General features: G+C 60.4%; 24 protein-coding genes and 2 pseudogenes. 3 read left to right on the plus strand and 23 right to left on the minus strand.

Annotated elements, in window-relative coordinates:
- Positions 1-717: 717 nt before the first annotated feature.
- A pseudogene (locus EPN80_RS12735) lies at positions 718-864 on the plus strand (helix-turn-helix domain-containing protein); the annotation flags it as partial.
- A 55-nt stretch (positions 865-919) separates the two neighbouring features.
- Here EPN80_RS12735 and nagZ read toward each other — a convergent pair.
- The 22 genes and pseudogenes from nagZ to EPN80_RS12845 form a co-directional block, all read right to left on the minus strand.
- Complete coding sequence (gene nagZ, locus EPN80_RS12740; RefSeq protein ID WP_293027635.1) at positions 920-1,948, minus strand: beta-N-acetylhexosaminidase; 1,029 nt, start codon at positions 1,946-1,948, stop codon at positions 920-922.
- The gene (gene acpS / locus EPN80_RS12745; protein WP_293027638.1) at positions 1,941-2,354 is read right to left on the minus strand and encodes a holo-ACP synthase; all 414 of its coding nucleotides are present in this window, start codon (positions 2,352-2,354) and stop codon (positions 1,941-1,943) included. Before acpS ends, nagZ begins: the two co-directional genes overlap by 8 nt.
- Before the next feature lie 28 nt (positions 2,355-2,382).
- The gene (pdxJ, locus tag EPN80_RS12750; protein ID WP_293027641.1) at positions 2,383-3,144 is read right to left on the minus strand and encodes a pyridoxine 5'-phosphate synthase; all 762 of its coding nucleotides are present in this window, start codon (positions 3,142-3,144) and stop codon (positions 2,383-2,385) included.
- Entirely contained in the window at positions 3,141-3,980 is an 840-nt protein-coding gene (gene recO / locus EPN80_RS12755; protein ID WP_293027644.1) for a DNA repair protein RecO, read from the minus strand. The genes pdxJ and recO overlap by 4 nt, the downstream gene beginning before the upstream one ends.
- Positions 3,946-4,839 (minus strand): GTPase Era, encoded by an 894-nt coding sequence (era, locus tag EPN80_RS12760; RefSeq protein WP_293027647.1) that lies wholly within the window; start codon positions 4,837-4,839, stop codon positions 3,946-3,948. Before era ends, recO begins: the two co-directional genes overlap by 35 nt.
- A gap of 239 nt (positions 4,840-5,078) precedes the next feature.
- Positions 5,079-5,744 (minus strand): annotated as a pseudogene (gene rnc / locus EPN80_RS12765) (ribonuclease III); the annotation flags it as partial.
- 135 nt (positions 5,745-5,879) lie between these two features.
- The gene (lepB, locus tag EPN80_RS12770) at positions 5,880-6,773 is read right to left on the minus strand and encodes a signal peptidase I (protein WP_293027650.1); all 894 of its coding nucleotides are present in this window, start codon (positions 6,771-6,773) and stop codon (positions 5,880-5,882) included.
- A 15-nt stretch (positions 6,774-6,788) separates the two neighbouring features.
- Complete coding sequence (gene lepA / locus EPN80_RS12775; RefSeq protein WP_293027653.1) at positions 6,789-8,582, minus strand: translation elongation factor 4; 1,794 nt, start codon at positions 8,580-8,582, stop codon at positions 6,789-6,791.
- Positions 8,583-8,697: 115 nt separating this feature from the next.
- Positions 8,698-8,976 (minus strand): glutaredoxin family protein, encoded by a 279-nt coding sequence (locus EPN80_RS12780; protein ID WP_293027656.1) that lies wholly within the window; start codon positions 8,974-8,976, stop codon positions 8,698-8,700.
- Between the two features lie 10 nt (positions 8,977-8,986).
- The gene (locus EPN80_RS12785; RefSeq protein ID WP_293027659.1) at positions 8,987-10,531 is read right to left on the minus strand and encodes a DegQ family serine endoprotease; all 1,545 of its coding nucleotides are present in this window, start codon (positions 10,529-10,531) and stop codon (positions 8,987-8,989) included.
- A 34-nt stretch (positions 10,532-10,565) separates the two neighbouring features.
- Positions 10,566-11,618 carry a MucB/RseB C-terminal domain-containing protein gene (locus EPN80_RS12790; protein ID WP_293027661.1) on the minus strand — a complete coding sequence of 351 codons (1,053 nt, stop codon included), beginning with the start codon at positions 11,616-11,618 and terminating at the stop codon, positions 10,566-10,568.
- Positions 11,619-12,245: an RseA family anti-sigma factor gene (locus EPN80_RS12795; RefSeq protein ID WP_293027663.1), complete on the minus strand. Its 627-nt coding sequence runs from the start codon at positions 12,243-12,245 to the stop codon at positions 11,619-11,621.
- Between the two features lie 37 nt (positions 12,246-12,282).
- Positions 12,283-12,882, minus strand: coding sequence for an RNA polymerase sigma factor RpoE (gene rpoE / locus EPN80_RS12800; RefSeq protein ID WP_047214838.1), 600 nt, complete (start codon positions 12,880-12,882; stop codon positions 12,283-12,285).
- 31 nt (positions 12,883-12,913) lie between these two features.
- Positions 12,914-13,378 carry a protein YgfX gene (locus EPN80_RS12805; RefSeq protein ID WP_293027667.1) on the minus strand — a complete coding sequence of 155 codons (465 nt, stop codon included), beginning with the start codon at positions 13,376-13,378 and terminating at the stop codon, positions 12,914-12,916.
- Positions 13,379-13,427: 49 nt separating this feature from the next.
- Positions 13,428-14,660 carry a beta-ketoacyl-ACP synthase II gene (gene fabF / locus EPN80_RS12810; protein WP_293027670.1) on the minus strand — a complete coding sequence of 411 codons (1,233 nt, stop codon included), beginning with the start codon at positions 14,658-14,660 and terminating at the stop codon, positions 13,428-13,430.
- A gap of 135 nt (positions 14,661-14,795) precedes the next feature.
- Positions 14,796-15,035 (minus strand): acyl carrier protein, encoded by a 240-nt coding sequence (acpP, locus tag EPN80_RS12815; protein WP_047214840.1) that lies wholly within the window; start codon positions 15,033-15,035, stop codon positions 14,796-14,798.
- Between the two features lie 124 nt (positions 15,036-15,159).
- Complete coding sequence (gene fabG, locus EPN80_RS12820; protein WP_293027674.1) at positions 15,160-15,909, minus strand: 3-oxoacyl-ACP reductase FabG; 750 nt, start codon at positions 15,907-15,909, stop codon at positions 15,160-15,162.
- 17 nt (positions 15,910-15,926) lie between these two features.
- On the minus strand, positions 15,927-16,856 hold the full coding sequence (gene fabD / locus EPN80_RS12825) for an ACP S-malonyltransferase (RefSeq protein ID WP_293027676.1): 930 nt from the start codon (positions 16,854-16,856) through the stop codon (positions 15,927-15,929).
- A 102-nt stretch (positions 16,857-16,958) separates the two neighbouring features.
- The gene (locus EPN80_RS12830) at positions 16,959-17,948 is read right to left on the minus strand and encodes a beta-ketoacyl-ACP synthase III (protein WP_293027678.1); all 990 of its coding nucleotides are present in this window, start codon (positions 17,946-17,948) and stop codon (positions 16,959-16,961) included.
- A gap of 12 nt (positions 17,949-17,960) precedes the next feature.
- On the minus strand, positions 17,961-19,022 hold the full coding sequence (gene plsX / locus EPN80_RS12835; RefSeq protein ID WP_366469571.1) for a phosphate acyltransferase PlsX: 1,062 nt from the start codon (positions 19,020-19,022) through the stop codon (positions 17,961-17,963).
- A 137-nt stretch (positions 19,023-19,159) separates the two neighbouring features.
- Positions 19,160-19,339, minus strand: coding sequence for a 50S ribosomal protein L32 (rpmF, locus tag EPN80_RS12840; protein ID WP_047214845.1), 180 nt, complete (start codon positions 19,337-19,339; stop codon positions 19,160-19,162).
- Between the two features lie 90 nt (positions 19,340-19,429).
- The gene (locus EPN80_RS12845; RefSeq protein ID WP_293027681.1) at positions 19,430-20,020 is read right to left on the minus strand and encodes a YceD family protein; all 591 of its coding nucleotides are present in this window, start codon (positions 20,018-20,020) and stop codon (positions 19,430-19,432) included.
- A gap of 105 nt (positions 20,021-20,125) precedes the next feature.
- On the opposite strand from EPN80_RS12845, the gene EPN80_RS12850 reads away from it, so the two are divergent.
- Together EPN80_RS12850 and EPN80_RS12855 are read left to right on the plus strand one after the other, a co-directional pair.
- On the plus strand, positions 20,126-20,734 hold the full coding sequence (locus EPN80_RS12850; protein ID WP_293027684.1) for a Maf-like protein: 609 nt from the start codon (positions 20,126-20,128) through the stop codon (positions 20,732-20,734).
- On the plus strand, positions 20,731-21,447 hold the full coding sequence (locus EPN80_RS12855) for an SAM-dependent methyltransferase (protein WP_293027687.1): 717 nt from the start codon (positions 20,731-20,733) through the stop codon (positions 21,445-21,447). The genes EPN80_RS12850 and EPN80_RS12855 overlap by 4 nt, the downstream gene beginning before the upstream one ends.
- A 46-nt stretch (positions 21,448-21,493) precedes the next feature.
- Here the strand turns inward: EPN80_RS12855 and EPN80_RS12860 are convergent, their stop codons facing one another.
- Entirely contained in the window at positions 21,494-22,516 is a 1,023-nt protein-coding gene (locus EPN80_RS12860) for a S49 family peptidase (protein WP_293027690.1), read from the minus strand.
- Between the last annotated feature and the right edge of the window lie 27 nt (positions 22,517-22,543).

A 22,543-nucleotide genomic window follows, 5' to 3' on the forward strand; every position in this document is an offset into this window, starting at 1 on the left:
ACCGTATCGGCGTTCCCCGGCTCTCATGACCTCAACTGCTCGAGCCGCCCGGTGCGGACCCGCATGCCGGGTGGCGTGGGAGGGGATCGGTCAGACTACCTGACCGCCCCTATCCCGATTCCGGAACTTTCTTCCGACTCCTTTTACAAACACGGGGATGGACAATAAGTGATGCATGGCCTAAGTTGCCGCGCTGCAAAATCGGGGAATGTTCCAGGCCGATCTGCCCAGTGGCCCATTACGCGAATTCCCCGGCACCCGAGCTGTCCGTGACGAAATAGCGAGTGCCGGCTGCACTGGTTTTAGCGGCCCTACTATTTGGTGATTTCCATGCCACATGTTTTATTTCTCGAAGACGATCCGGATCGGATCGCTCCGCTCTCCGAAGTCGCCCGCGCCAGCGGATTCACGGTGGACGTCGCCGCAGATTTGCAGACCGCTCGATCGATGTTCGAACGCACGTCGCCCGATATCGTCCTGGTCGACCCTGTCTCGCCGAACATTCATGACGTGAATTTGCTGAAGAGTCTCTCGTGGCAAGCCAATCGTCCGATTCCGGTCATTGCCCTGCCCTCGATGGCTTCGCTGGATTGGCGTTTGCAGTTGATGCGCGCGCTGATGCTCGCCAAAACCCAGTTCACGCCTCCGGGCGTGCCCCACGAGACGACGGCCGCCGCCCCGGCTCGGGACGGCGAAGGCGCACTGACCTTTGCTCCCGGGACACCGCTGGCGCAGGTGGAGCGGCAGCTGATTCTGGCGACCCTGGCGGCCAACGGTGGCGTGCGCGGCAAAACCGCGTCGTTGTTGGGGATCAGTCCGAAAACGCTCTACAACAAGCTCAAGCAGTTCGGCACGCCCGTTTGACACCGCCGCCGGCTCTGCTTGACCTACCTCACCGGCGTCGTGGTGGGGCCGGCGCCTAAAACACCTCGCGCAGCAGTGCCAGGGCCGACTGGTATTGCGCCTGCGCTTGCAGCTTTTCCCAGCGAGGCGCCTTGGTTTGCGGCAGCAGTTGACGAATGCGTCTGATCGCGGCCGGGTCTTCCTGATATCTCAGTTCGCGCAACAGTTGATCCGCCTTGTCCGGACTGTTGCAGATCAGTACCATGTCGCAACCCGCGGCGAGCGCGGCCTGCGCGCTGGACACCACGTTGCCAGCCACACTCGCGCCCTGCATGCTGAGATCGTCGCTGAAAATCACTCCGTTGAATCCCAGTTTTCCGCGCAGAATGTCTTGCAACCACGCCCGGGAGAAGCCCGCCGGTTGCGAATCCACCTTTGGGTAGATCACATGGGCCGGCATCACGGCAGCCAGACTGAGTCCCAGCCACCCGTACGGCCGGGCGTCATCGCTGAGGATGGTATCGAGCGGCCGCTCGTCGATCGGGACTTCCAGATGCGAATCGGCCGCAACGAAGCCGTGTCCAGGAAAGTGCTTGCCACAGTTGGCCATTCCCGCGAGCAGCAGCCCATGATTGAGACTCTTGGCCAACAGCGTGACGACCCGTGGATCACGGTGAAAGGCGCGATTGCCGATCACCGCCGAAGTGCCGAAATCGAGATCGAGCACGGGCGTGAAGCTGAAGTCCACGCCGCAGGCGCGCAACTCCGCAGCCAGCACATAGCCTACGGCAGTAGCGGCGCGTGTGGCGAGCAAGACGTCCTTGTCCCATAGCGCGCCCAACTGGGCCATCGCGGGCAAATGGGTGAAACCGTCGGTCTTGAAGCGCTGCACACGGCCACCTTCGTGGTCGACCGCGATGATGATGTCGTCGCGCGCCTCACGGATCTGCTTTGTCAACCCACAAAGCTGCGCACGATCGTCGAAATTGCGCGCGAACAGAATCACCCCGCCGGTCAGAGGGTGAGCAATCCGCCGAATGTCGGCTTCGCTAAGTGTCAGCCCCGTCACATCGAGCATGACCGGCCCCGGTTTGCGTTTACTCATGCCTGCTCTCCACTGCATCACTCTCGGCGACCACAAAGGCGATCGCATAATCTTTTTCGTCGCTTATCGATATCTGAATGCGCAAGCCGCGGGCCGCCAGCCAATCGGCGAGTTCACCCGAGGCAACCGCCTGTGGCTGCCCCGACGGCGCGTTCAGGGTTTGCAATGCGCGCCACGTCATGGGCCATCGCATGCCCAGCCCGATGGCTTTTGAAAAAGCCTCCTTGGCGGCGAAGCGTGTCGCCAGGAAGGCCAGGCCGCGCTGGGCAGAGCGCGCATTACGCGCGTGATATTTGACCAATTCGTCGGGGCCGAGAACACGTTCGGCGAAACGTCCGCCGGTGCGCTCCATGACGCCGGCGACCCGGGATATCTGGATGATGTCCGTGCCGATGCCGTAGATCATTGAATCGTCCGTAGGTGGCGATCGATGCTCACGCCGCCGCGAGCCGGCTGGCGACCATGATCGCCTTCATTTCCCGCACGGCGTTTTGCCAGCCGGCGAAAAGCGCGTGAGCGACAATCGCATGCCCGATGTTGAGTTCGGCAATCCCGGCGATTGCCGCGATACGCTGGACGTTCTGATAATGCAGTCCGTGGCCCGCGTTGACCTTGAGCCCCAGCGACACGCCCAGGTCGACGCTGCGCACGATACGCTCGAATTCCTGCTGCTGCAGCGCCGCGCTCTGCGCTTCGGCATATCGACCGGTGTGCAGTTCAATGACCGGCGCCCCCGCCTGGGCGGCGGCGCGAATCTGGGTGTCGTCGGGATCGATGAACAGGGACACGCGAATCCCGCTTTGCTCCAGTTGGCGGCATGCGGCCTGGATGCGGGGCAATTGTCCGGCCACCTCGAGCCCGCCTTCGGTGGTGAGCTCCTGGCGCTTTTCGGGCACCAGACAAACGTCGTGCGGGGCAATTCGGCACGCGATCGCGAGCATTTCCTCGGTCACCGCGCATTCGAGGTTCATGCGGGTACGCAGCAGGGGGCGCAACGCTTCGACATCGGCATCGCGAATGTGGCGGCGGTCCTCGCGCAAATGCAGGGTGATCGCGTCGGCGCCCGCCTCTTCCGCTTGCAGGGCGGCCTCAATCGGATCGGGGTACTGGGTGCCGCGCACATTGCGCAGGGTGGCGACATGATCGATATTCACGCCAAGATCGATGATCTGGGCGCCAGTGAGGAAATGACTCATAGTTTTTGCAGATCGAGGAGAATTTGGCGCGTATTGAGCGGCACGCCTCCGAGATGGTAATTGAGCAGAAACCGCATCAATAATTTGCTTTGGGCAACGGTTTGCGGCCGTTCGTAATTATCAGATTCCATGTCGAGCAGGGTCTGGCCGCTGACCACGGGCCACTCGGCCGGATCGTCCTGGCGCGCCGGCCGAACGCCCACTTCTGGGTGAAACACATATTGGCCGGCGGTTGCCACTGGCGCGCGCGTTTGAGTGCAGCGGTCGAACGCCGCCGCGTAGCCGGTCTCGCGCAGCAGAACCCGCTCGAAGATGCGCAGCGTCTGGGCTGCCGGCTCGCCATGCGCGAGGTGATGCAGCGTCTCGACGTAGTGACTGAAGAGCACTTCATGCGGATCTTCGCGCGCGCAGAATTTGACCAACAGTTCGTTCGCATAGAAGCCGCTGAGCAGCGCATCCCCCGATAGCGGCAGCAGCCCGCCGACCCATTCCGCGCGGATGAGGGTGCGCAACTCCGACTTGCCGCTCCAGGACAGCGAGAGCGGCTGAAACGTCTGCAAAACACCACGCAGTGCCGAGTGTGGTCGCTTGGCGCCCTTGGCGACCAGAGCGATGCGACCGTAGTCACGCGTCAGGACATCGATGATCAGGCTGGTTTCGCGGTAGGGGTAGCTATGCAGCACGAATCCGGGCTGCGCGGTGACGCGCACATTCCTGGCCTGCCGCGTCGCGTGGCTGGCCGCAGGCGATGCCTCGTCGTCGCCCGCTGTTTCAAGGTTTGCCGCAGACCGCGCCAGCACGTCATTCGTAGCCATACGCCCGCAGGCCGGCTTCATTGTCAGCCCAGCCGCTCTTGATCTTGACCCAAACCTCAAGGTAGACCGGGCCATCGAACAATTTTTCCATATCGACCCGGGCTTCGCTGCTGATCTGCTTGAGCTTTGCGCCCTTGGCGCCGATGATCATGGCCTTGTGGCTGTCGCGATCCACCAGGATGGTGGCGAAAACACGGCGCAACCGGCCTTCCTGCTCGAATTTATCGATAATGACGGTGCTGGTGTAGGGCAGCTCGTCGCCGGTCCAGCGGAATACCTTTTCGCGCAAGAGTTCGGCCGCGAGGAACCGCTCGCTGCGATCGGTCAGGTCATCTTCGCCGTAGATCGGCTCGCCTTCCGGAAGATAGGGCCGAATGACTTCGAACAGGCGAGCGATATCTTCGTTCCGCTTGGCCGACATTGGGACGATGGCGGCGAATTCCCGTTGCTGTCCCAGCATTTCGAGAAACGGCAGCAGCACGGTGCGATCTTCGATGCGGTCGAGTTTGTTCAGAATGAGCAGCACTGGCACGTTGTTCGGTATCAGCTTGAGCACGCGCTCGTCATCGACATTGAAATGACCGGCCTCGATGACGAACAACACCAAATCGATGCTCGAAAGTGTCGAGGTGACCGCCCGGTTGAGCGAGCGGTTCAACGCCGACGCATGGCGCGTCTGGAATCCCGGGGTATCCACAAAGATGAATTGCGCGGATTCCGTGGTCCGAATGCCGGTGATACGGTGCCGCGTCGTTTGTGCCTTGCGGGACGTAATACTGATCTTCTGACCGACCAGCGCGTTCATCAACGTCGATTTACCCACGTTGGGTCGCCCGACGATGGCAATCGTGCCGCAGCGGAATTTGGCGTCTTCAGTCATCGCAATCATCCTTTCTGCGGAACTGCCGCCTCGCCGCCACGTGACTCCCTGGCAACATGGCCAGCCGATTTCGGCTCGCCTCCGGCGCCACCGGGCAGCGCACCGCTCGCAGCATCAACCGCCACCGTGTTGGCACCGGTGCCCGCCTCGGCAGCCTGGGCCGACTTGCCGGCCGCACGCTTGCGGCTGATCTTGGGCGCTTTATCGCCCTTGCCCTTCAGTAGATGCGCGTGTCTCTGGACCTCCTCGAGCGCCTTCTTGGCGGCGGCCTGCTCGGCGGCGCGTCGGCTTGGGCCCGAACCGAATACCTTGATTTCGAGCTTTGGCACCAGGCACTCTACCTCGAATTGCTGATTGTGCGCCGCACCATGCGTGGCGATCACCGTATATTGAGGCAAGGCGATCTTGTGTCCCTGCAGGTATTCCTGCAGCAGCGTCTTGGCATCCTTGCCCAGCGTTTGCGGGTCGACATGTTCCAGTATCGGCGTATACAGCCGTTTGATGACGGCGAAGGCCGCATCGAACCCGCCGTCTAGAAAGATCGCGCCGAGAATGGCCTCCAGCGTGTCGGCCAGGATGGACGGGCGGCGAAAGCCGCCGCTTTTGAGCTCGCCCTCGCCCAGGCGCAGAAAGTCGCTGATACCAAGGGTCTGGGCAATCTCATACAGGGATTGCTGCTTGACCAGATTGGCCCGGACGCGGGACAAATCTCCCTCGTCGAGCTTGGCGTAGCGCTGGAAAAGCACAGTAGCCACAGTGCAATTCAGGACCGAATCCCCGAGAAATTCGAGCCGCTCGTTGTTGGCGGCGCTATGGCTGCGGTGTGTCAGCGCTCGACACAACAATTCCGCATCGTGAAAACGATACTGGAGGCGATCTTCCAGCTGATTGAGAGATACAGGCATGGCGGAAGTATAGCGCGGCCGCCCCAGGCCAGCGCGAGTATTTGCTCAGACGGCCAAGGGCCGATTTGGCGGAAAAACAACCGTGGCGGCCGCAATTCCGCCACGTCCATCAACGCCAGGCGATTCGTCGAATCGTTAGTGAATCATGCCGATCCGCTTGAGATCGCTGAAATTCATCCAAATGAAGAAGGCCTTACCGATAATGTTCTTGTCCGGCACGAAGCCCCAATAGCGGCTGTCTGCGCTGTCGTCGCGGTTGTCGCCCATCATGAAGTAATGGCCGGGCGGCACTTTGCAAACAACACCTTCGCTGTTGTAGGTGCAGTTGCTGCGGTACGGGAAGTCGCTGGCGCCCAGGATGAACGGCGGCACATTCGGGTCGTTGAGAATGCGATGGGTCACGCTGCCGATCGTCTCGTTGTACTGCTTGAAGTACGCGATGCGTTCCTGGTCGAAATAATCGGGCAACTGCGTCATCGGCAGCGGCTTGCCGTTGATGGTCAGGCGCTTGTTTTCGTACGCGACGATATCGCCCGGCACCCCGATGACGCGCTTGATGTAATCCATCGATTCATCTTTCGGATAGCGGAACACCATGACGTCGCCCCGCTGCGGCTCGCCAATGCTGATGATCTTTTTGTTGAGCAGCGGCAGACGAATGCCGTAGTCGAATTTGTTGACCAGAATGAAATCGCCGATGTGCAGTGTCGGGATCATCGAGCCGGAGGGAATCTTGAACGGCTCGACCACGAACGATCGCACCAGGAACACCGCCAATATCACCGGAAAGAAACTGGCCGAGTACTCCAGCCACCAGGGCTGACGCAACTTGTCGTCGCGCAGCTTGGCTCGCGCGCTGGCCACGCCGTCGGCGTTGGCTGCCGTTCCTATGGCCAATTGCTGCTCATCGAACGCGGCAACCGCAGCTTCGGCTGCACGTCGGCGGCCAGGTTGAAAGATGAGTTTGTCGGCGATCCAGGCAAGGCCAGTAACAATAACCAGAACAAAAAGAATCAAGGCGAAATTCATGGGTTATCCCGAGGTTTATTTGTCTTCGACTTGCAAGATGGCCAGGAAAGCCTCTTGAGGAATTTCCACGCTACCCACCTGTTTCATGCGCTTCTTGCCAGCCTTTTGCTTTTCGAGCAGCTTCTTCTTGCGGGTAATGTCGCCACCGTAACACTTTGCCAGCACGTTTTTGCGTAACGCCTTGATGTTCTCGCGCGCGATGATATGCGCGCCGATGGCGGCCTGAATAGCCACGTCGTACATCTGGCGGGGAATGATTTCGCGCATTTTCGCGGCGACTTCGCGGCCACGGTGCTGACTGGCCGAGCGGTGCACGATGATCGACAACGCATCGACTTTCTCCCCGTTGATCAGCATGTCGACCTTGACGACGTCCGCGGCTCGGTACTCCTTGAATTCGTAATCCATCGAGGCATAGCCTCGCGACACCGATTTCAGGCGATCGAAGAAATCCAGCACGATTTCGGCCATCGGGATTTCGTAGGTCAACTGAACCTGCCGACCGTGGTACGACATGTTGATCTGCACACCGCGCTTTTGCGTGCACAGCGTGATCACAGACCCAACGTACTCCTGCGGCATATAGAGATTGACCGTGACGATCGGTTCCCGGATTTCCTCGATTTTTGACGGATCGGGCATCTTCGACGGATTCTCGACGATGGTCAGCGTGCCATCGTTTTGCTGAACTTCGTACACGACCGTCGGCGCGGTCGTGATCAGGTCCATGTCGAATTCGCGCTCGAGCCGCTCCTGCACGATCTCCATGTGCAGGAGCCCCAGGAAGCCGCAGCGGAAACCGAAACCAAGCGCCTGCGATACTTCGGGCTCGTACTGCAGCGACGCGTCGTTCAACTTGAGTTTCTCGAGCGACTCGCGCAGCGCATCATATTGATTGGCTTCGACCGGGTAAAGACCGGCGAAGACCTGCGGCTTGACTTCCTTGAAGCCAGGCAGCGGCGCGGCCGCGGGCTTGAGCGCGTGCGTGACGGTGTCGCCCACCTTGGCGGCCTTGAGCTCCTTGATGCCGGCAATGATGAAGCCGACCTGACCTGCCGAGAGCTGCTCGCGCGATTGCGACTTGGGCGTGAATACACCGACCTGCTCGACCAGATAGCTCGCGCCGCTGGCCATCATCTGAATCTTTTCCTTTGGCTTGAGCACACCGTTGACGATGCGCACCAGCATGACGACGCCAACGTAGTTGTCGAACCAGGAATCGATGATCAATGCCTGCAGGCGCTCGGCGGGGTCTCCCTCGGGCGGCGGCACCTTGGCAATCAGCGACTCGAGCACGTCCTCCACACCCAGGCCGGTCTTGGCGCTGCATCGCACGGCGTCCATCGCGTCGATGCCGATCACGTCCTCGATCTCCTGGATGGCATTGTCGGGGTCCGCCGACGGCAAATCAATTTTGTTCAGGACCGGTACGACCTCGACGCCCAGCTCGATGGCCGTGTAGCAATTGGCGACTGTCTGCGCCTCCACGCCCTGGCTGGCGTCGACGACCAGCAACGCACCTTCGCAAGCCGAGAGCGAACGGCTGACTTCATACGAAAAGTCGACGTGCCCCGGAGTGTCGATGAGATTGAGGTTGTAGAGTTCGCCGTTCCGGGCTCGATAGCTCAGCGCGGCGGTCTGCGCCTTGATGGTGATGCCTCGCTCCCGCTCGAGGTCCATCGAATCGAGGACCTGGGATTCCATTTCACGATCGGACAGACCGCCGCACAGTTGGATGATGCGATCCGCCAGGGTCGATTTGCCGTGGTCGATGTGCGCGATGATGGAAAAATTGCGAATGTGGTCCATGCGATACAGGAAAGAGGAGCGGGATCTGCCAATCCAAAGCGGCAAGAGGCCCTGGCTATCGGCAAACGTCGTATTTTAGCTGAAACCGCTTGCGCCCAACGCCGGTCGGGGCGATTTAAGTCTCGGGGGGAATTCCTGAGGCGGCAGCCAGCGCGGTGCGCACTCGCGGCTCGTCCAGATGATAGTGGCACAACTCGACGTCACCCATCATGAGTACCGGCACCCACTCGCCGAACCGGCTTTCAAGCTCGGGCGCGCTATCGACATCGACCAGAGTGACCTGGAAATCAAATACTTGCCGCAAAGGCTGCAGGGCATGCAGCATGTTCTCGCACAAATGGCACCACGACCGGCCATACAACGTCAGCGCAATGGGGCGGCCGGTCGAGGTCATTGAATAATATCTATTTCTTCGCAGCGCTCGGCCGCAACGGAATGAATTGCGTCGCATCGCCGCGGCGTACGAGCACGGCAACGAGCTTCTTGCTGTCCAATCCCTGCACCAAAGCCGCAAATTGCTTGGCACTGACAATATCGGTGTCGCCGACACGCAAAATGATGTCACCCTGCTGAATGCCGGCACCGGCAGCCGGCCCGGCGGCCAGTTCGACCATCACGCCGTTCTTGACCTTGAGATCCTTGCGCTGGGCATCGGTCAGGTCGGAAACAACCAGGCCCAGTTTGTTCGGAGCGGCTTGGTCCGGGGGTGCCGCGCGGTTGTCGGTCTTGGTGGTTTTGTCCGGGGCCATTTCGGCGACGACGACGTGGAGTTCGCGTATCGCTCCCTTGCGCCATACCGAGAGCGTGGCCTTTGTGCCGGGTTTGGTCTCACCCACCAGGCGCGGCAAATCCGTCGCATGATCGACGGGTTGTCCGTTGAATTTGAGAATGATGTCACCGCCCAGCAAGCCGGCCTTGTCCGCGGGGCCGCCAGGCTCAACGGTACGCACCAATGCTCCCTGCGGCTTGGGTAAGCCCAGCGATTCGGCGACGTCCTGGGTCACCTCGCTGATGGCCACACCGATGCGACCTCTGATGACTCGCCCGGTTTTCTTCAGTTGATCGGCAACCCGCATGACCTCGTCGATCGGGATGGCGAACGAAATCCCCATGAAACCACCCGTCTGGCTATAAATCATCGAATTGATACCGATGACTTCGCCCCGCATATTCAGCAGCGGGCCGCCCGAGTTGCCGGGATTGACCGCGACGTCGGTCTGGATGAACGGCAGATAATCACCCGTATCGCGCCCCTTGGCGCTCACGATGCCCGCGGTCACCGTATTATCGAGACCGAACGGCGAACCGATGGCGACGACCCATTCGCCGACCTTGAGCTTGTTCGAATCGCCCAGTGCGACGACTGGTAGATTGGCCGCATTGATTTTCACCAGCGCAACGTCAGTCCGTTTATCGAGGCCAATCAGGCGCGCCTTGAATTCCCGCTTGTCGGTCAATGTGACATAAATGCTATCGGCGCCATCGACCACGTGAGCGTTGGTCATGATGTAACCGTCCGGCGTGATGATGAACCCCGATCCCACGCCGCTGTTTTGCTCTTCGTCCTGAGGCGCAGGTTGTTTGTTATTGGGCGTTTTGCCGCTACGCGGCCCTTGCGGCAACGGGATGCCGAAGAAACGCCGGAACAGCTCCGCCATAGCGTCGTCGTTCATGCCCGGAATACTGCCGCGCTGTATGCGCACTTTTTCCGTCGTTCGGATATTGACGACCGCGGGTCCGACTTTAGCCACCAACTGCGTGAAGTCGGGCAACGACGACAATCGTTGCGCTCCAGCCGGCGCGCAAGCGGCCGCAGGCGCCGAGGCCGCGGACGAAGCGGCGATAGCGGACGAGGCCGCCGCGGTGGGAGCGGAGGACGAAGCGGCCGACGACAAAGTCGCGACGGCGAGCAGAACGCTCCCTAGCACATAAAGCGGGAATCTTTTCATAAACATCAAGTACCGGAATATAAAGGGACGATCTTTATTTGACGGGTTTATATTCTATGCTAGCGGCAAACCGCTGCAAGGTGGCCTGAGGAACTTCCCCTAGGAGCGTCAGCCAGAAATTATCATACTTTTTGATCAGAATATTGGTGGCACCAGTACTACCGTGCCCTTCCTTGCGCTCCCTCGTCGCCGGCTCGATGAAGACCGACAGGCCCGACATGCCGTCGGAGTAGACCGCCTGCAATACCTCGATCGGCCCACTACCCGGATTGGTATTCATGATTCTTCGCACTTCCCGGATCTCTTTGAATCCAGGCACATTGGCGTTGATCGACCACCCAGTGTCGGCAAGATGGACGGTTTGGATGTGCGGCTTGACGATTCGCCAGCCACGGACATCCTGGATTTCGGCCATGATCCGACTTTTTTGGCTGGGCACACCGATACTCACCTGGGAAAAGGAAGCCTGCTCCAGCACGCGCCCCTTCGCGTCGACCGTCTGAGCACGCAGCAGCAGCCCGGAGCGCTCATCCGCCCAGAGCCGATAGCCGAATCGGTATGCATCCTTGGGGACGAGATCGATCACAACGCAATTGAATCCCGCAACCCGCTCAGGCGCCAGAAGCTTAGGTTCGTAGAAATTCAGAACGTCGTGCTCGCCGGCGGCGAGCAAGGCAGGGAATGAGTCCTTATTTTCCCGTTTCTCAATAAAGATGATCTTGTGCTCGGGGATGAAGCTATAGACGTCTTCATCGTGCCGCAGAATCTTGCGCGGTTGCCCGTCCAGCGTTTCGAGTTGCTCATATTCGTGCCCATGGTCAGCAAAATGGCTGATCCGCGACGAGCGGATGAAACTGCCTCGCTGATACACGAATGTGCCGACGTAATTCTGAGTTTGTGCGGCCCGGTGGATTTTGGTCAGCCATGCGTTGACTTCGCGGCGCGCAATCAACGGGTCCGTGCTCGATGGTGTGACCGGAGTACTGGCCCAGGTTCGAGCCTGGGAAAACATCACCAGAAGAAAGAAGCCGACGAAAAAGCGCCCCAGGGCGGCGCGCGAGGAACACTCAGTATTCAAGTACCGCATTTATTGGTCCGCTTGGGCCGAAGCTCGAACATAAGGCGACACCCCCTGTCCGACTAAATATGGCGCATATTGCTGATGCGCAGCGAGATATTGATCCAGTCGGGCATCGCGAACGACGATGAGGTCGCTGGCTTTTTCGTTTGCCGCGGATCCGCCCGCCGAGACTTGCCGCATCGGGGAGGAGGTCGGCGCCGAATTCTGCGCAACCGTGATACCTGCGCCAACGCCGTTCGCTGGCGCCTGAATACGAGGAATAATTACCCAGCTCAGCATCGCCACGGCCGCCATGGCTGCGGCGGTCGGCAGTACCCGACGCACTCGCAAAAAGCCGTTGTGGCGTGCGGCGCCCCCGTCTGCATGAAGGGCCGCCGGCGCCAACAAGTGCGGTTCGGATGCCAATCGCGCAGAGAAATTCGCGAGAAAAGCCGATTCCGAGTGAGTTTCAACCAATTCGTCGGAGCGTAGCGCATCCCCAATCAAGTGGTACGCCGACCAGACTTGCCGCTCGGACTCGGCTCCAAGACTGTTTAGCCACAACGCCTCGGACGCATCGAATTCGCTGTCGATCAACACCGAAATCTGCTCGGCCGACAGCCCCCGCTGCGTTTTTACCGTAGCTGATTCCATGATATCCCCCAACAAAAGCTTACGATCGCACGCGCCATTACCAGCGCTTGCCATCTGGTGTATCCAGCAACGGCTTGAGCCGGCTGGCGATTGCCTCGCGTGCCCTGAAAATTCTTGACCGGACCGTCCCGATCGGGCACCCCATTGCTTCCGCTATTTCCTCGTAACTCAGACCCTCGATCTCACGAAGGGTAATCGCAGTTCGCAACTCATTGGGCAAGGCTTCCATCGCCGAATTCACCGTTTGGGCAATCTGCTTGCTGATCAACATGGATTCCGGCGTATTGATATCCCTTAGTTGTTCGGCCTCTGCAAAAGTTTCAGCCTCTTCCGCGTCTGCCTCGGTAGACGTCGGGGCACGCCGGCCCTGGGTCGCCAAATGATTTTTGGCTGTGTTGATCGCGATCCGATACAACCAGGTATAAAAGGCCGAATCGCCGCGAAATTGAGGCAGCGCCCTGTATGCCTTGATAAACGCTTCCTGCGCGACGTCCTCGACCTCGGCAGAGTCCCGCACGAGGCGGGACACAAGCCGGATGATCTTGCGGTGATATTTAACGACCAGCAGCTCAAAAGCGCTTTTGTCGCCTTTTTGCACGCGCTCCACAAGGGCTTGGTCGATATCTCTTTCACTCACCTGGAATCCGTCGTTCTTAAATCCATTTGATCTACTTAGGTCGTGGATCGCCCTGAGTTCGGGCGTCGGAAAACGCCTCCGCGCGTCGCTGGGCATGACGTGCGGCCAACACCCTCAGGGCGCGATGCCGATCGCTCGATAACGCGTCGGCCACCACCGGTAAAATTTCTGTGCGACCATTTCGATGCCGCAGCGTCAGCATGACAAGCCAGCGTCCGATACAGCGACTGCCGACCAAAGAGGCGGGCACCAAAGTCTGGCCGATGCTGCCCAGAAGCACCGCTCCTTCAGGCGTGAACCTCATCATCCGAACAGTCCTGCGCGCGGCCCACCTACACGCCGCGGCAAGTACCAGCACCCCCCAAGCGACACTGGTCAGCTTCACGCTCACGCCGCCGTGCGAAGACAACATCAACCCAACGGCGCCCAGATTGCCCAGCACCATCAGGAACATCAGCTGCAGCAATCTACGCGAGGGCCGAAGCAGGAAGGACATCGCTCTCGGGAGACGTCCGCATCAAACCGCCATCACGACGCAGACGTGACTAGACATGCTGGAACACCAGCGTGCCGTTAGTGCCACCGAATCCGAAAGAGTTCTTCATCGCGACATCAATTTTCATGTCCCGCGCCTGATTTGCGCAGTAATCCAGATCGCACTCCGGATCTTGGTTGAAGATATTGATAGTCGGCGGCGATATTTGATGATGCAATGCCAGGACGGCAAACACCGACTCCAGACCGCCCGCACCGCCCAGCAAATGACCGGTCATCGACTTGGTCGAGTTGATGACCATCTTATAGGCGTGCTCACCGAAAGCCGCCTTGATTGCGTCAGTTTCATTCTTGTCGCCCAGCGGGGTCGACGTACCGTGCGCATTGAGGTAATTCACTGCGTCGGCATTGAGCCTGGCATCGCGCAGCGCATTGAGCATGCAGCGCCGGGGGCCGTCGATATTGGGCGCGGTGATGTGATAGGCGTCGCCGCTCATACCGAATCCGGTAATTTCGGCGTAAATTTTGGCGCCACGTGCCTTCGCACGCTCATATTCCTCAACCACCATCACGCCGGCCCCTTCGCCGAGCACAAAGCCATCGCGATCCTTGTCCCACGGGCGACTGGCTGTCGCCGGATCGTCATTGCGGGTCGACAAGGCCCGAGCCGCGGCGAAGCCGCCGACACCCAGCGGCGACACGGTCGACTCGGCACCGCCGGCGACCATCACATCGGCGTCACCATACTGAATCATGCGCGTCGCCTGGCCGATACAATGAAGCCCGGTCGTGCAGGCAGTGACGATGGCCAGATTCGGGCCCTTGAAACCGTATTTGATGGAAAGGTGCCCGGAGATCATGTTGATGATCGATGCAGGCACGAAAAACGGGGAGATACGGCGCGGTCCGCGGTTAAGCAGTTCGATTTGTGTTTCTTCGATAAGTGGCAAACCGCCGATACCCGCACCGACCAGCACGCCAACGCGGTCCGCGGTCTCCTCGGTGACGCTCAGACCGCTGTCCTGAACCGCCTGCATGCCAGCCGCGACGCCATAATGGATAAACGTATCCATATGGCGCGCTTCCTTCTCGGGTAAATAGGCGGTGACGTCAAAACCCTTGACCTCGCCAGCAAAACGCGCCGTCATGGCGGATGCGTCGAACTTGGTGATATTGGCGATGCCCGACTTTCCGGCCACCAAGTTGGCCCACCCTTCGGCGACGTTATTGCCGACGGGTGAAATCAACCCCAGGCCAGTAACAACTACTCGGCGACGGCTCACGATACTCCCCTTCTTTTGCTGCGGTATATAAAACAACAGCCACAGAGGGCACAGAGGTTATCGCTCCGTGTGCTCTGCGGCTGACAGGAATCCCTGGTTTCCGGGAACCCGGTCAGGCCGCCCGGACAGGACTGTTTATGCTTTGACGTGCTTGGTGGCGTAATCGATCGCCTGTTGCACCGTGGTGATCTTCTCGGCTTCCTCGTCAGGAATTTCCATGCCGAACTCGTCTTCGAGGGCCATCACCAACTCAACGGTATCGAGCGAGTCTGCGCCGAGATCGTTGACGAACGAGGATTCGTTCTTGATTTCTGCTTCGGCAACGCCAAGTTGCTCCGCCACGATCTTTTTGACGCGTTGCTCAATGTTATCCATTCAACCCTCCAGGGAAATTAGTCCATACAAGTGCGCGCATTTTAACAGGTTTGCTCGGTAAAATTCAGTTCCGAAAAACGTTTGTTAAATATGCGAAAAATCGCACGATTTTACCGCAACTTGCTCAATTCATAAACATACCGCCGTTCACATGCAGCGTGACGCCGGTAATGTAAGCCGCCTGCGGCGACGCCAAAAACGCGACCGCATAGGCAATCTCTTCGGGCCGCCCCAACCGCCCCAAGGGAATCTGGCTTTTCAGCGCGGCGTGCTGCTCCTCGCCAAGCGCCTTGGTCATGTCGGTGTCGATGAAACCTGGGGCCACGCAATTGACCGTAATATTGCGGCTGCCAATTTCCCGCGCCAGCGCGCGCGCCATGCCGGCAACGCCGGCCTTCGCGGCGGCATAATTCACTTGCCCCGGATTGCCCGCCGCGCCAACCACCGATGTCACATTGATGATACGACCCTGGCGAGCCTTCATCATCGGCTTGAGTACCAGACGCGAGAGGCGGAAGACCGCCTTCAGATTGGTATCGAGCACGTCGTCCCACTCGTCGTCCTTCATGCGCATCGTCAATTGATCGCGCGTGATGCCGGCATTATTGACGAGGATATCGATTTTGCCGAACTGCTCGAGAATATCGCCCAGCACCGCATCGCACTGAGCCGGGTCGGTCACGTTCAGCACGACGCCTTTGCCGGACAGGCTCTCGGTCGCCAAATATTCATCGATACCGGCCGCGCCAGCGGCGCTGGTGGCCGTTCCGACCACGGTTGCGCCACGCCGGGCGAGTTCCTGCGCAATGGCCCGCCCGATGCCGCGCGACGCTCCAGTGACCAATGCCACGTGATTTGCCAGATTTTTATCCATAACGCTCGTCTGCTCCGTTATTTCAGAAGGGTCAGCGCATCAGCCAAGGAAGCCGCATCCGTGATGGCGATACCGGCGAGTTCGCCGTCGATGCGCTTGGTCAAGCCCGTCAGCACCTTGCCCGGCCCGCACTCGACCACATGCGTGACACCAGCATCCGCCATCTTGCGCACGGTCTCGACCCACCGCACCGGCGAAGCGGCCTGTCGCACCAAAGCATCCTTGATTTGTGCGGGATCGTTGAGGATCGCCACGTCGACGTTATTGATCAGCGGGATGCTCGGTGCGACAAACGTGACGTCGGTCAGATATTCGCGCAAACGATCGGACGCCGGCTTGAGCAGCGACGAGTGAAACGGCGCGGACACGGGCAACGGCAGCGCGCGCTTGGCGCCTCGGGCTTTGGCGATTTCACAGGCCTTTTCCACGGCGGCCTTGTCGCCAGCGATGACGACCTGGGCCGGCGCATTGAAATTGACCGCTTCGACAACACCGGCGGCCGATGATTCGGCGCAGACCGCCCGTACAGTGTCGTCGTCGAGTCCGAGAATTGCGGCCATGCCGCCCTGCCCGACCGGCACGGCCTCCTGCATTGCCTGCGCGCGAAAGCGCACCAATGGAACCGCGTCCCGGAACGCAATGACGCCGGCAGCAACGAGTGCGGTGTATTCGCCCAAGCTATGCCCCGCCACGAGCGCCGGTGCTGCGCCGCCTTCGGCGAGCCAGGCGCGATATACCGCGTAGGCCGCAGCCAGCATCACCGGCTGGGTGTTGGTCGTCAGATTCAAAGCCTCGGCAGGCCCCGATGAGATGAGCTCGGCGACATCCTGCCCCAGCGCGTCGGACGCTTCCTGCAGCGTTTCCCGCACCACGGCATGTCCGTCGAACCCGGCCAGCATGCCGACCGATTGCGAACCTTGTCCAGGAAATACAAATGCAAATTTCATTTTTGATTCACCGCTCACTGAAATACATTGAGAAGTATGCATATGACATGCACGGCGCGCGCCGAATCGGACGACTGAGCCGATCAGCGCGCCGCCCCTGCATTACATGCGTAGCAGCGCAGCGCCCCAGGTGAATCCACCGCCGACGCCCTCGAGCATCACCCGGTGACCGCGCTGGATACGGCCGTCGCGCACGGCGACGTCCAATGCCAGGGGGATCGACGCCGCCGAGGTATTGCCGTGCTCGTCGACCGTTACGATCATCTTTTCGGTCGGCAGATGCAGCTTGCGGGCAGTGCTGAGCATGATTCGAATATTGGCCTGGTGGGGAATCAGCCAGTCGATCTGCGACGCTTCCAGTCCCGCCTTATCCAAGGCCTCCAATGCCACTTTCTCGAGGACCCCGACGGCCAGCTTGAAAACGGCCTGGCCGTCCATGTAGAGAAAGGCATTGCCCTGAATGGCACCGCCGTGCACATTGCCCGGCACGCACAGGATATCCGCGTAACGGCCATCTGCGTGCAAAGCCGTCGAGAGCACACCAGGCTCGCTGGAGGCGGACAACAGCACCGCACCTGCGCCATCGCCGAAAAGGACACAGGTGGTGCGGTCGTTGAAATCGAGAATGCGCGAGAAGGTTTCTGCGCCGATCACCAACACGTTCCGGTATGCACCACTGCGGATAAAGTTGTCAGCCGTGGCCAGCGCATACACGAAACCGGAACACACCGCCTGCACATCAAATGCCGCGCAGCCGTTTGTGATACCAAGTTTGCTTTGCACCAGGCACGCCGTGCTCGGAAACACGAAGTCGGGCGTCGAAGTCGCGAGAATGATCAAGTCGACGGCCTGAGCGTCGACGCCAGCCATCTCCAGCGCCCGGCGCGCGGCCTCGACGGCAAGGTCACTGGTCGTCATGCCAGGCGGCGCGAAATATCGGGCCTTGATACCCGTGCGCGCCACAATCCATTCGTCGCTCGTCTCGACCTGGCGCGCGGCCAACTCTTCAGCCAGCTGCTGGTTGCTGACGCGGCGCGGCGGAAGATAGCTGCCGGTGCCGATAACACGAGAATGGATCGCGGGTTGGGTCATGTCACACAACATTCAGTATGCCGGGGCAATCGGGGCGGCCTGCGCGGCACCCGTCTCCTCGAGCTGGGTTTTATTGTCTTCCATGGCGCGCTCCAGGCGCGCCTGAACACCATTGCGCACGGCATCGTAGCCGCGCTTGATCGCCCACTCGAACGCGTAGACGTCTGCTGAGCCGTGGCTCTTGATGACCAAACCACGCAAGCCGAGCAAAGCCGCACCATTGTAGCGACGGTGGTCGACGCGGTGCTTGAAGCGTCGCAGCACCGGCAGCGCCACCAGCGCGGCCAGCTTGCTCAGCCAGGAGCGCTCGAATTCTTCCTTGATCATGTTGCCCAGCATCTGTGCCAGGCCCTCGGACGTCTTCAACACCGCATTGCCGACAAAACCGTCGCACACCACGATGTCGGTCGTGCCCTTGTAGATGTCGTTACCTTCGACGTTGCCGTAGAAATTGAGTGTGCTGGCGCGCAACAGCTCGCCGGCTTGCTTGATGACGTCGTTGCCCTTGATGATCTCTTCGCCGATATTGAGCAACCCGATGCTGGGCCGCTCCTTGCCGCCGACGGCCGACACCAGCGCATATCCCATTTCGGCGAATTGCAGCAAATGCGTCGGTTCGCAATCGACGTTGGCCCCCAGGTCGAGCACGGTGGTGTAACCGCCGGTTTCGTTAGGTAGCTGCGTGGCAATCGCGGGCCGCTCGATGCCGACCAGCGTCTTGAGGACATAGCGAGACACAGCCATCAGCGCGCCGGTATTGCCGGCCGATATGCACGCCTGGGCCTGCCCATCCTTCACCAGGTTCAGCGCGACCCGCATCGACGAATCTTTCTTTTTGCGCAGCGCGACTTCGACCGAGTCGTCCATCGATACCACTTCGGACGCCTGCACGACCGACAGGCGGGGGTGAGCCTGGGCTCTCAGTTTGGCCAGTTGCGCCTGAATCGGCTGCTCCAGCCCGACCAATACGAGTTCGACATCGTCGGTGTGCTGCACGAATTTGACTGCTGCGGGCACCGTAACCGCTGGGCCGTGGTCCCCGCCCATACAGTCGATCGTCATTCTGACTGTCATGCGTGTCGACGTAGTTGGCTTGTAGAGTTTGATTCACTAATAAAAAAGCGGCATGTCACCGCCGCTTTTTTATCACTTCAAACGATTCGAAGATGCCGGCAAAGCGAAGCATGCAGCGAATCGCTTGCGTGCAGCAATCAGTCGTTTTTGGTCTTGACCACTTTGCGACCGCGGTAGAAACCGTTCGGCGTGATGTGGTGACGCAGGTGCGCCTCACCCGAAGTCGGCTCGACGGCCAGGGGCAATTGACCCAGAAAATCGTGCGAGCGGTGCATGCCGCGCTTCGACGGCGATTTTTTGTTCTGTTGAACAGCCATGATAACTCCTCAGAATTTTGCGAATTTTAACACAGTTCAGGCGCCCGCCGTTGACCAGATCCGGTCAAGGCGCGATGACGCGTGAGTTCCTTACTTGCCGCCACTGCCTGACGTGCGCTTTAGCGCGGCCAGCGCGGCGAACGGCGACGGCTTGTCATGCTCCTCCTCCGGCACCTGCTCGGCCTGTCCGTCAGCGCCGGTGACCAGACTGGCATGGACTTCCGGGCAAACCTCGTGTTTCGGCACCAGCGGGAGCGCCAACAGCAATTCTTCTTCCACCAACTCGACCAGGTCGAAATTTACCGAGCCGACGATCGCCTCGGGCAGCGTATCGTCCGCCAGGCAGGCATCGGCCTGTGCCTCGTCGCGCACGACTTCGAACACCGTCTCGGTCGCCATCGGGTGCCGATAAGGCGTCATGCAGCGCTGGCATTCCAGCCACATGTCGCCCGCAACCGCCAGACGAAGGTATTGCCGCATCGCCACACCACCATCGGCGCGATGCTCGCTGTGTTCAAAGCCCTGTGCGCGCCAGTGGAATACCACGGCCAAACGCTCGGTTACTGGCACAGCCGCCGGAACTTCGGTTAACATGCGCGGCAACTCCTGCACGGGCAAATCGCCTTCGGCGATCATCCCGGTACGGGCGAATTCGAAAAGATTAACCACGTATTCGCGCATACATCCGCCGCCTTGCAGAGCCTTCGGCACAGCAAAGCCGCACCGAACCGGAAAAACGGTGGATTCTAATTAAATTTTCTTTTTTCGTCAAACACTTAAAGCCCCATGCCGCTACACAGCAATCCGCCACTGATCCTTGCCTCGGGCTCCCGCTACCGACGCGAGTTGCTCGAGCGGCTGCGCGTTTCGTTCACGGTCCAGGCGCCGCATGTCGACGAAACGCCCCTGACCGGCGAAAGCCCGCACGAGACGGCACTGCGGCTGGCACGGGAAAAAGCGCATGCGGTCGCCGCGGCACACCCGAATGCCGTCGTCATCGGCTCCGACCAGGTCGCGATGCTCGACGGGCGGCAGATCGGCAAACCCGGCGATCACCCGACCGCCATGGCCCAGTTGCGCATGATGCGCGGCAAGGTTGTCGAATTCCACACGGCGCTTTGCGTGCACGACGCGCGCTCGGGCCTGTCGCAGAGCGACGACGTGATGACTTTCGTGACGGTTCGCGACCTGCCGGACGAGACGCTTGACGCCTATTTGCGTGCCGAGGAGCCTTACGACTGTGCCGGTAGCGCCAAATCCGAGGGGCTCGGGATCATGCTGCTCGAGAAAGTGGAGTCCACCGATCCCACCGCGCTGATCGGCCTGCCATTGATCGCGCTGACGACCATGCTGATGCGCGCCGGCTTCACTCTGCCCGCCTCGCAAGCCCAATGACCGGCGCAATTTACCTGATTCCCAATACACTGGGCCCCGCCACCGCCGGCGGCCTTGCTGCCGTCTTGCCGGACGAGGTCAGGCACTGCGCCGCGCGGCTCGAATATTTCATCGGAGAACAGGCCAAGAGCACTCGGGCTTTCCTGAAATTGGCGGGCTGTTCCAAGCCTCTTCAGGAAATTACGATCCGAGAGCTGAATGTCAACACACCGCCAGCGGCCATCGACGCGTTGTTGGCACCGATCATGGCGGGCGCGGACGGCGGCCTCATTTCCGAAGCCGGCTGCCCGGCGGTCGCGGACCCAGGTGCCCTGCTGGTGCGCCGCGCTCATGAATTGGGCATCCGAGTCATCCCGCTGGTGGGTCCCAGCTCGATATTACTGGCTCTGATGGCATCCGGCCTGAACGGCCAAAGTTTCGCTTTCGCCGGCTATCTGCCGGTGGATCCCGCGGAGCGCATCAAACGCATCCGCGAGCTCGAACTGCGCTCGCGACGCGAGAAGCAGACTCAAATTTTCATCGAGACGCCATATCGCAATCAGGCCATGCTCGATGCGTTGCTCGGCACCTGCGCGGGCACCACGCTATTGTGCGTTGCGGTCGACCTGACCCAGACCGGAGAATCCGTCGTCAGTCACCGGGTTCAGGATTGGCCACGCAAGCGGCTGGACCTGCACAAGCGGCCCGCCATCTTTTTGCTGCTGGCTCAATAAAAACCCCCGCGGCAAATGCGGGGATCGTCTAAGTGCGCGGGCACGCTCAGCGCATGGCCATGCGCCCGCTCATCACCAGCGTCTCGATGGCAGCGTTGCCCACCGCTGCCCCAAACCGCCTCGCCACCCGGTCGGGAAAGCTCTCCTTCACGGTGTAATCGACGATATCGCTGGCCTTGATGACATCGCGCGCCACGGAATCGACCGTGCCGTAGCCGTCGGCCAGCCCGAGCTGAATGCTTTTCTCGCCCGTCCAGAACAGGCCGGAAAACAGTTGCGGATCATCCTTTAGCCGTGCGCCCCGCCCCTTTTTCACCGCGTCGATGAACTGGCGGTGCACCTCGGACAGCATCTGCAATGCATACGCCTTCTGCGTATCCGTCTCGGGAGAAAACGGGTCGAGGAACCCCTTGTTCTTGCCAGCCGTCAGCAAGCGGCGCTCGATGCCCAACTTGTCCATCAGGCCGGTGAAGCCGAACCCGTCCATCAATACGCCGATCGAACCAACGATGCTGGCCTGATTGACGAAAATCTTGTCGGCCGCAGCCGCTACGTAATAACCGCCCGACGCGCACATCTCGTCGACCACCACATAGATCGGCTTGGCGGGATACTTGGCGCGCAGCCGCATGATCTCATCGTAAATGCGACCGGCCTGCACCGGACTGCCGCCTGGGCTGTTGATGCGCAGAATCACGCCCGCCGTCCCGCTATCGGCAAACGCCGAATCCAACGCCCTGTTGATCGAGTCGGCACTGGCTTGCCCGCTCGCGGAAATTTCGCCGGTCAATTTGACCAGCGCCGTGTGGCGGCCGGCGGTCGTCACCGGCGTCGCACCCGTGTCCATCAACGCCCAAGCAATCAGGCCGAACAGCGCGAGCGCCATCAATCGAAAAAATATCTTCCAACGACGCGCCGCCCGCTGCTCCTTGATCGTCGCGAGCAGCACCCTCTCGAGCAGGACCCGCTCCCACTTTTCATCGGGGCCGGCTCGGCCGGCGGTATGGCGAGCCTCCGGCAGGCGCGGCTCGTCTCGGGAAGGGTTGTCGGGCGGGAAAGGTTCGGACATGGCCAATCAGGAACAAAGCATTGAAAA

The organism is Pandoraea sp. (genome assembly GCF_004297875.1).
Taxonomy (GTDB): domain Bacteria; phylum Pseudomonadota; class Gammaproteobacteria; order Burkholderiales; family Burkholderiaceae; genus Pandoraea.

Coding starts and splice junctions, on each gene's coding strand:
- fabG (WP_293027674.1), bottom strand. CDS start 15,909: ATGGATAAAAATCTGGCAAATCACGTGGCATTGGTCACTGGAGCGTCG.
- EPN80_RS12780 (WP_293027656.1), bottom strand. CDS start 8,976: ATGACCTCGACCGGCCGCCCCATTGCGCTGACGTTGTATGGCCGGTCG.
- lepA (WP_293027653.1), bottom strand. CDS start 8,582: ATGGACCACATTCGCAATTTTTCCATCATCGCGCACATCGACCACGGC.
- EPN80_RS12860 (WP_293027690.1), bottom strand. CDS start 22,516: ATGTCCGAACCTTTCCCGCCCGACAACCCTTCCCGAGACGAGCCGCGC.
- fabD (WP_293027676.1), bottom strand. CDS start 16,856: ATGAAATTTGCATTTGTATTTCCTGGACAAGGTTCGCAATCGGTCGGC.
- EPN80_RS12830 (WP_293027678.1), bottom strand. CDS start 17,948: ATGACCCAACCCGCGATCCATTCTCGTGTTATCGGCACCGGCAGCTAT.
- EPN80_RS12785 (WP_293027659.1), bottom strand. CDS start 10,531: ATGAAAAGATTCCCGCTTTATGTGCTAGGGAGCGTTCTGCTCGCCGTC.
- recO (WP_293027644.1), bottom strand. CDS start 3,980: ATGAAGCCGGCCTGCGGGCGTATGGCTACGAATGACGTGCTGGCGCGG.
- EPN80_RS12855 (WP_293027687.1), top strand. CDS start 20,731: ATGACCGGCGCAATTTACCTGATTCCCAATACACTGGGCCCCGCCACC.
- EPN80_RS12845 (WP_293027681.1), bottom strand. CDS start 20,020: ATGCGCGAATACGTGGTTAATCTTTTCGAATTCGCCCGTACCGGGATG.
- acpP (WP_047214840.1), bottom strand. CDS start 15,035: ATGGATAACATTGAGCAACGCGTCAAAAAGATCGTGGCGGAGCAACTT.
- rpmF (WP_047214845.1), bottom strand. CDS start 19,339: ATGGCTGTTCAACAGAACAAAAAATCGCCGTCGAAGCGCGGCATGCAC.
- pdxJ (WP_293027641.1), bottom strand. CDS start 3,144: ATGAGTCATTTCCTCACTGGCGCCCAGATCATCGATCTTGGCGTGAAT.
- era (WP_293027647.1), bottom strand. CDS start 4,839: ATGACTGAAGACGCCAAATTCCGCTGCGGCACGATTGCCATCGTCGGG.
- EPN80_RS12795 (WP_293027663.1), bottom strand. CDS start 12,245: ATGGAATCAGCTACGGTAAAAACGCAGCGGGGGCTGTCGGCCGAGCAG.
- acpS (WP_293027638.1), bottom strand. CDS start 2,354: ATGATCTACGGCATCGGCACGGACATCATCCAGATATCCCGGGTCGCC.
- nagZ (WP_293027635.1), bottom strand. CDS start 1,948: ATGAGTAAACGCAAACCGGGGCCGGTCATGCTCGATGTGACGGGGCTG.
- EPN80_RS12850 (WP_293027684.1), top strand. CDS start 20,126: ATGCCGCTACACAGCAATCCGCCACTGATCCTTGCCTCGGGCTCCCGC.
- EPN80_RS12790 (WP_293027661.1), bottom strand. CDS start 11,618: ATGCGGTACTTGAATACTGAGTGTTCCTCGCGCGCCGCCCTGGGGCGC.
- plsX (WP_366469571.1), bottom strand. CDS start 19,022: ATGACAGTCAGAATGACGATCGACTGTATGGGCGGGGACCACGGCCCA.
- lepB (WP_293027650.1), bottom strand. CDS start 6,773: ATGAATTTCGCCTTGATTCTTTTTGTTCTGGTTATTGTTACTGGCCTT.
- EPN80_RS12805 (WP_293027667.1), bottom strand. CDS start 13,378: ATGTCCTTCCTGCTTCGGCCCTCGCGTAGATTGCTGCAGCTGATGTTC.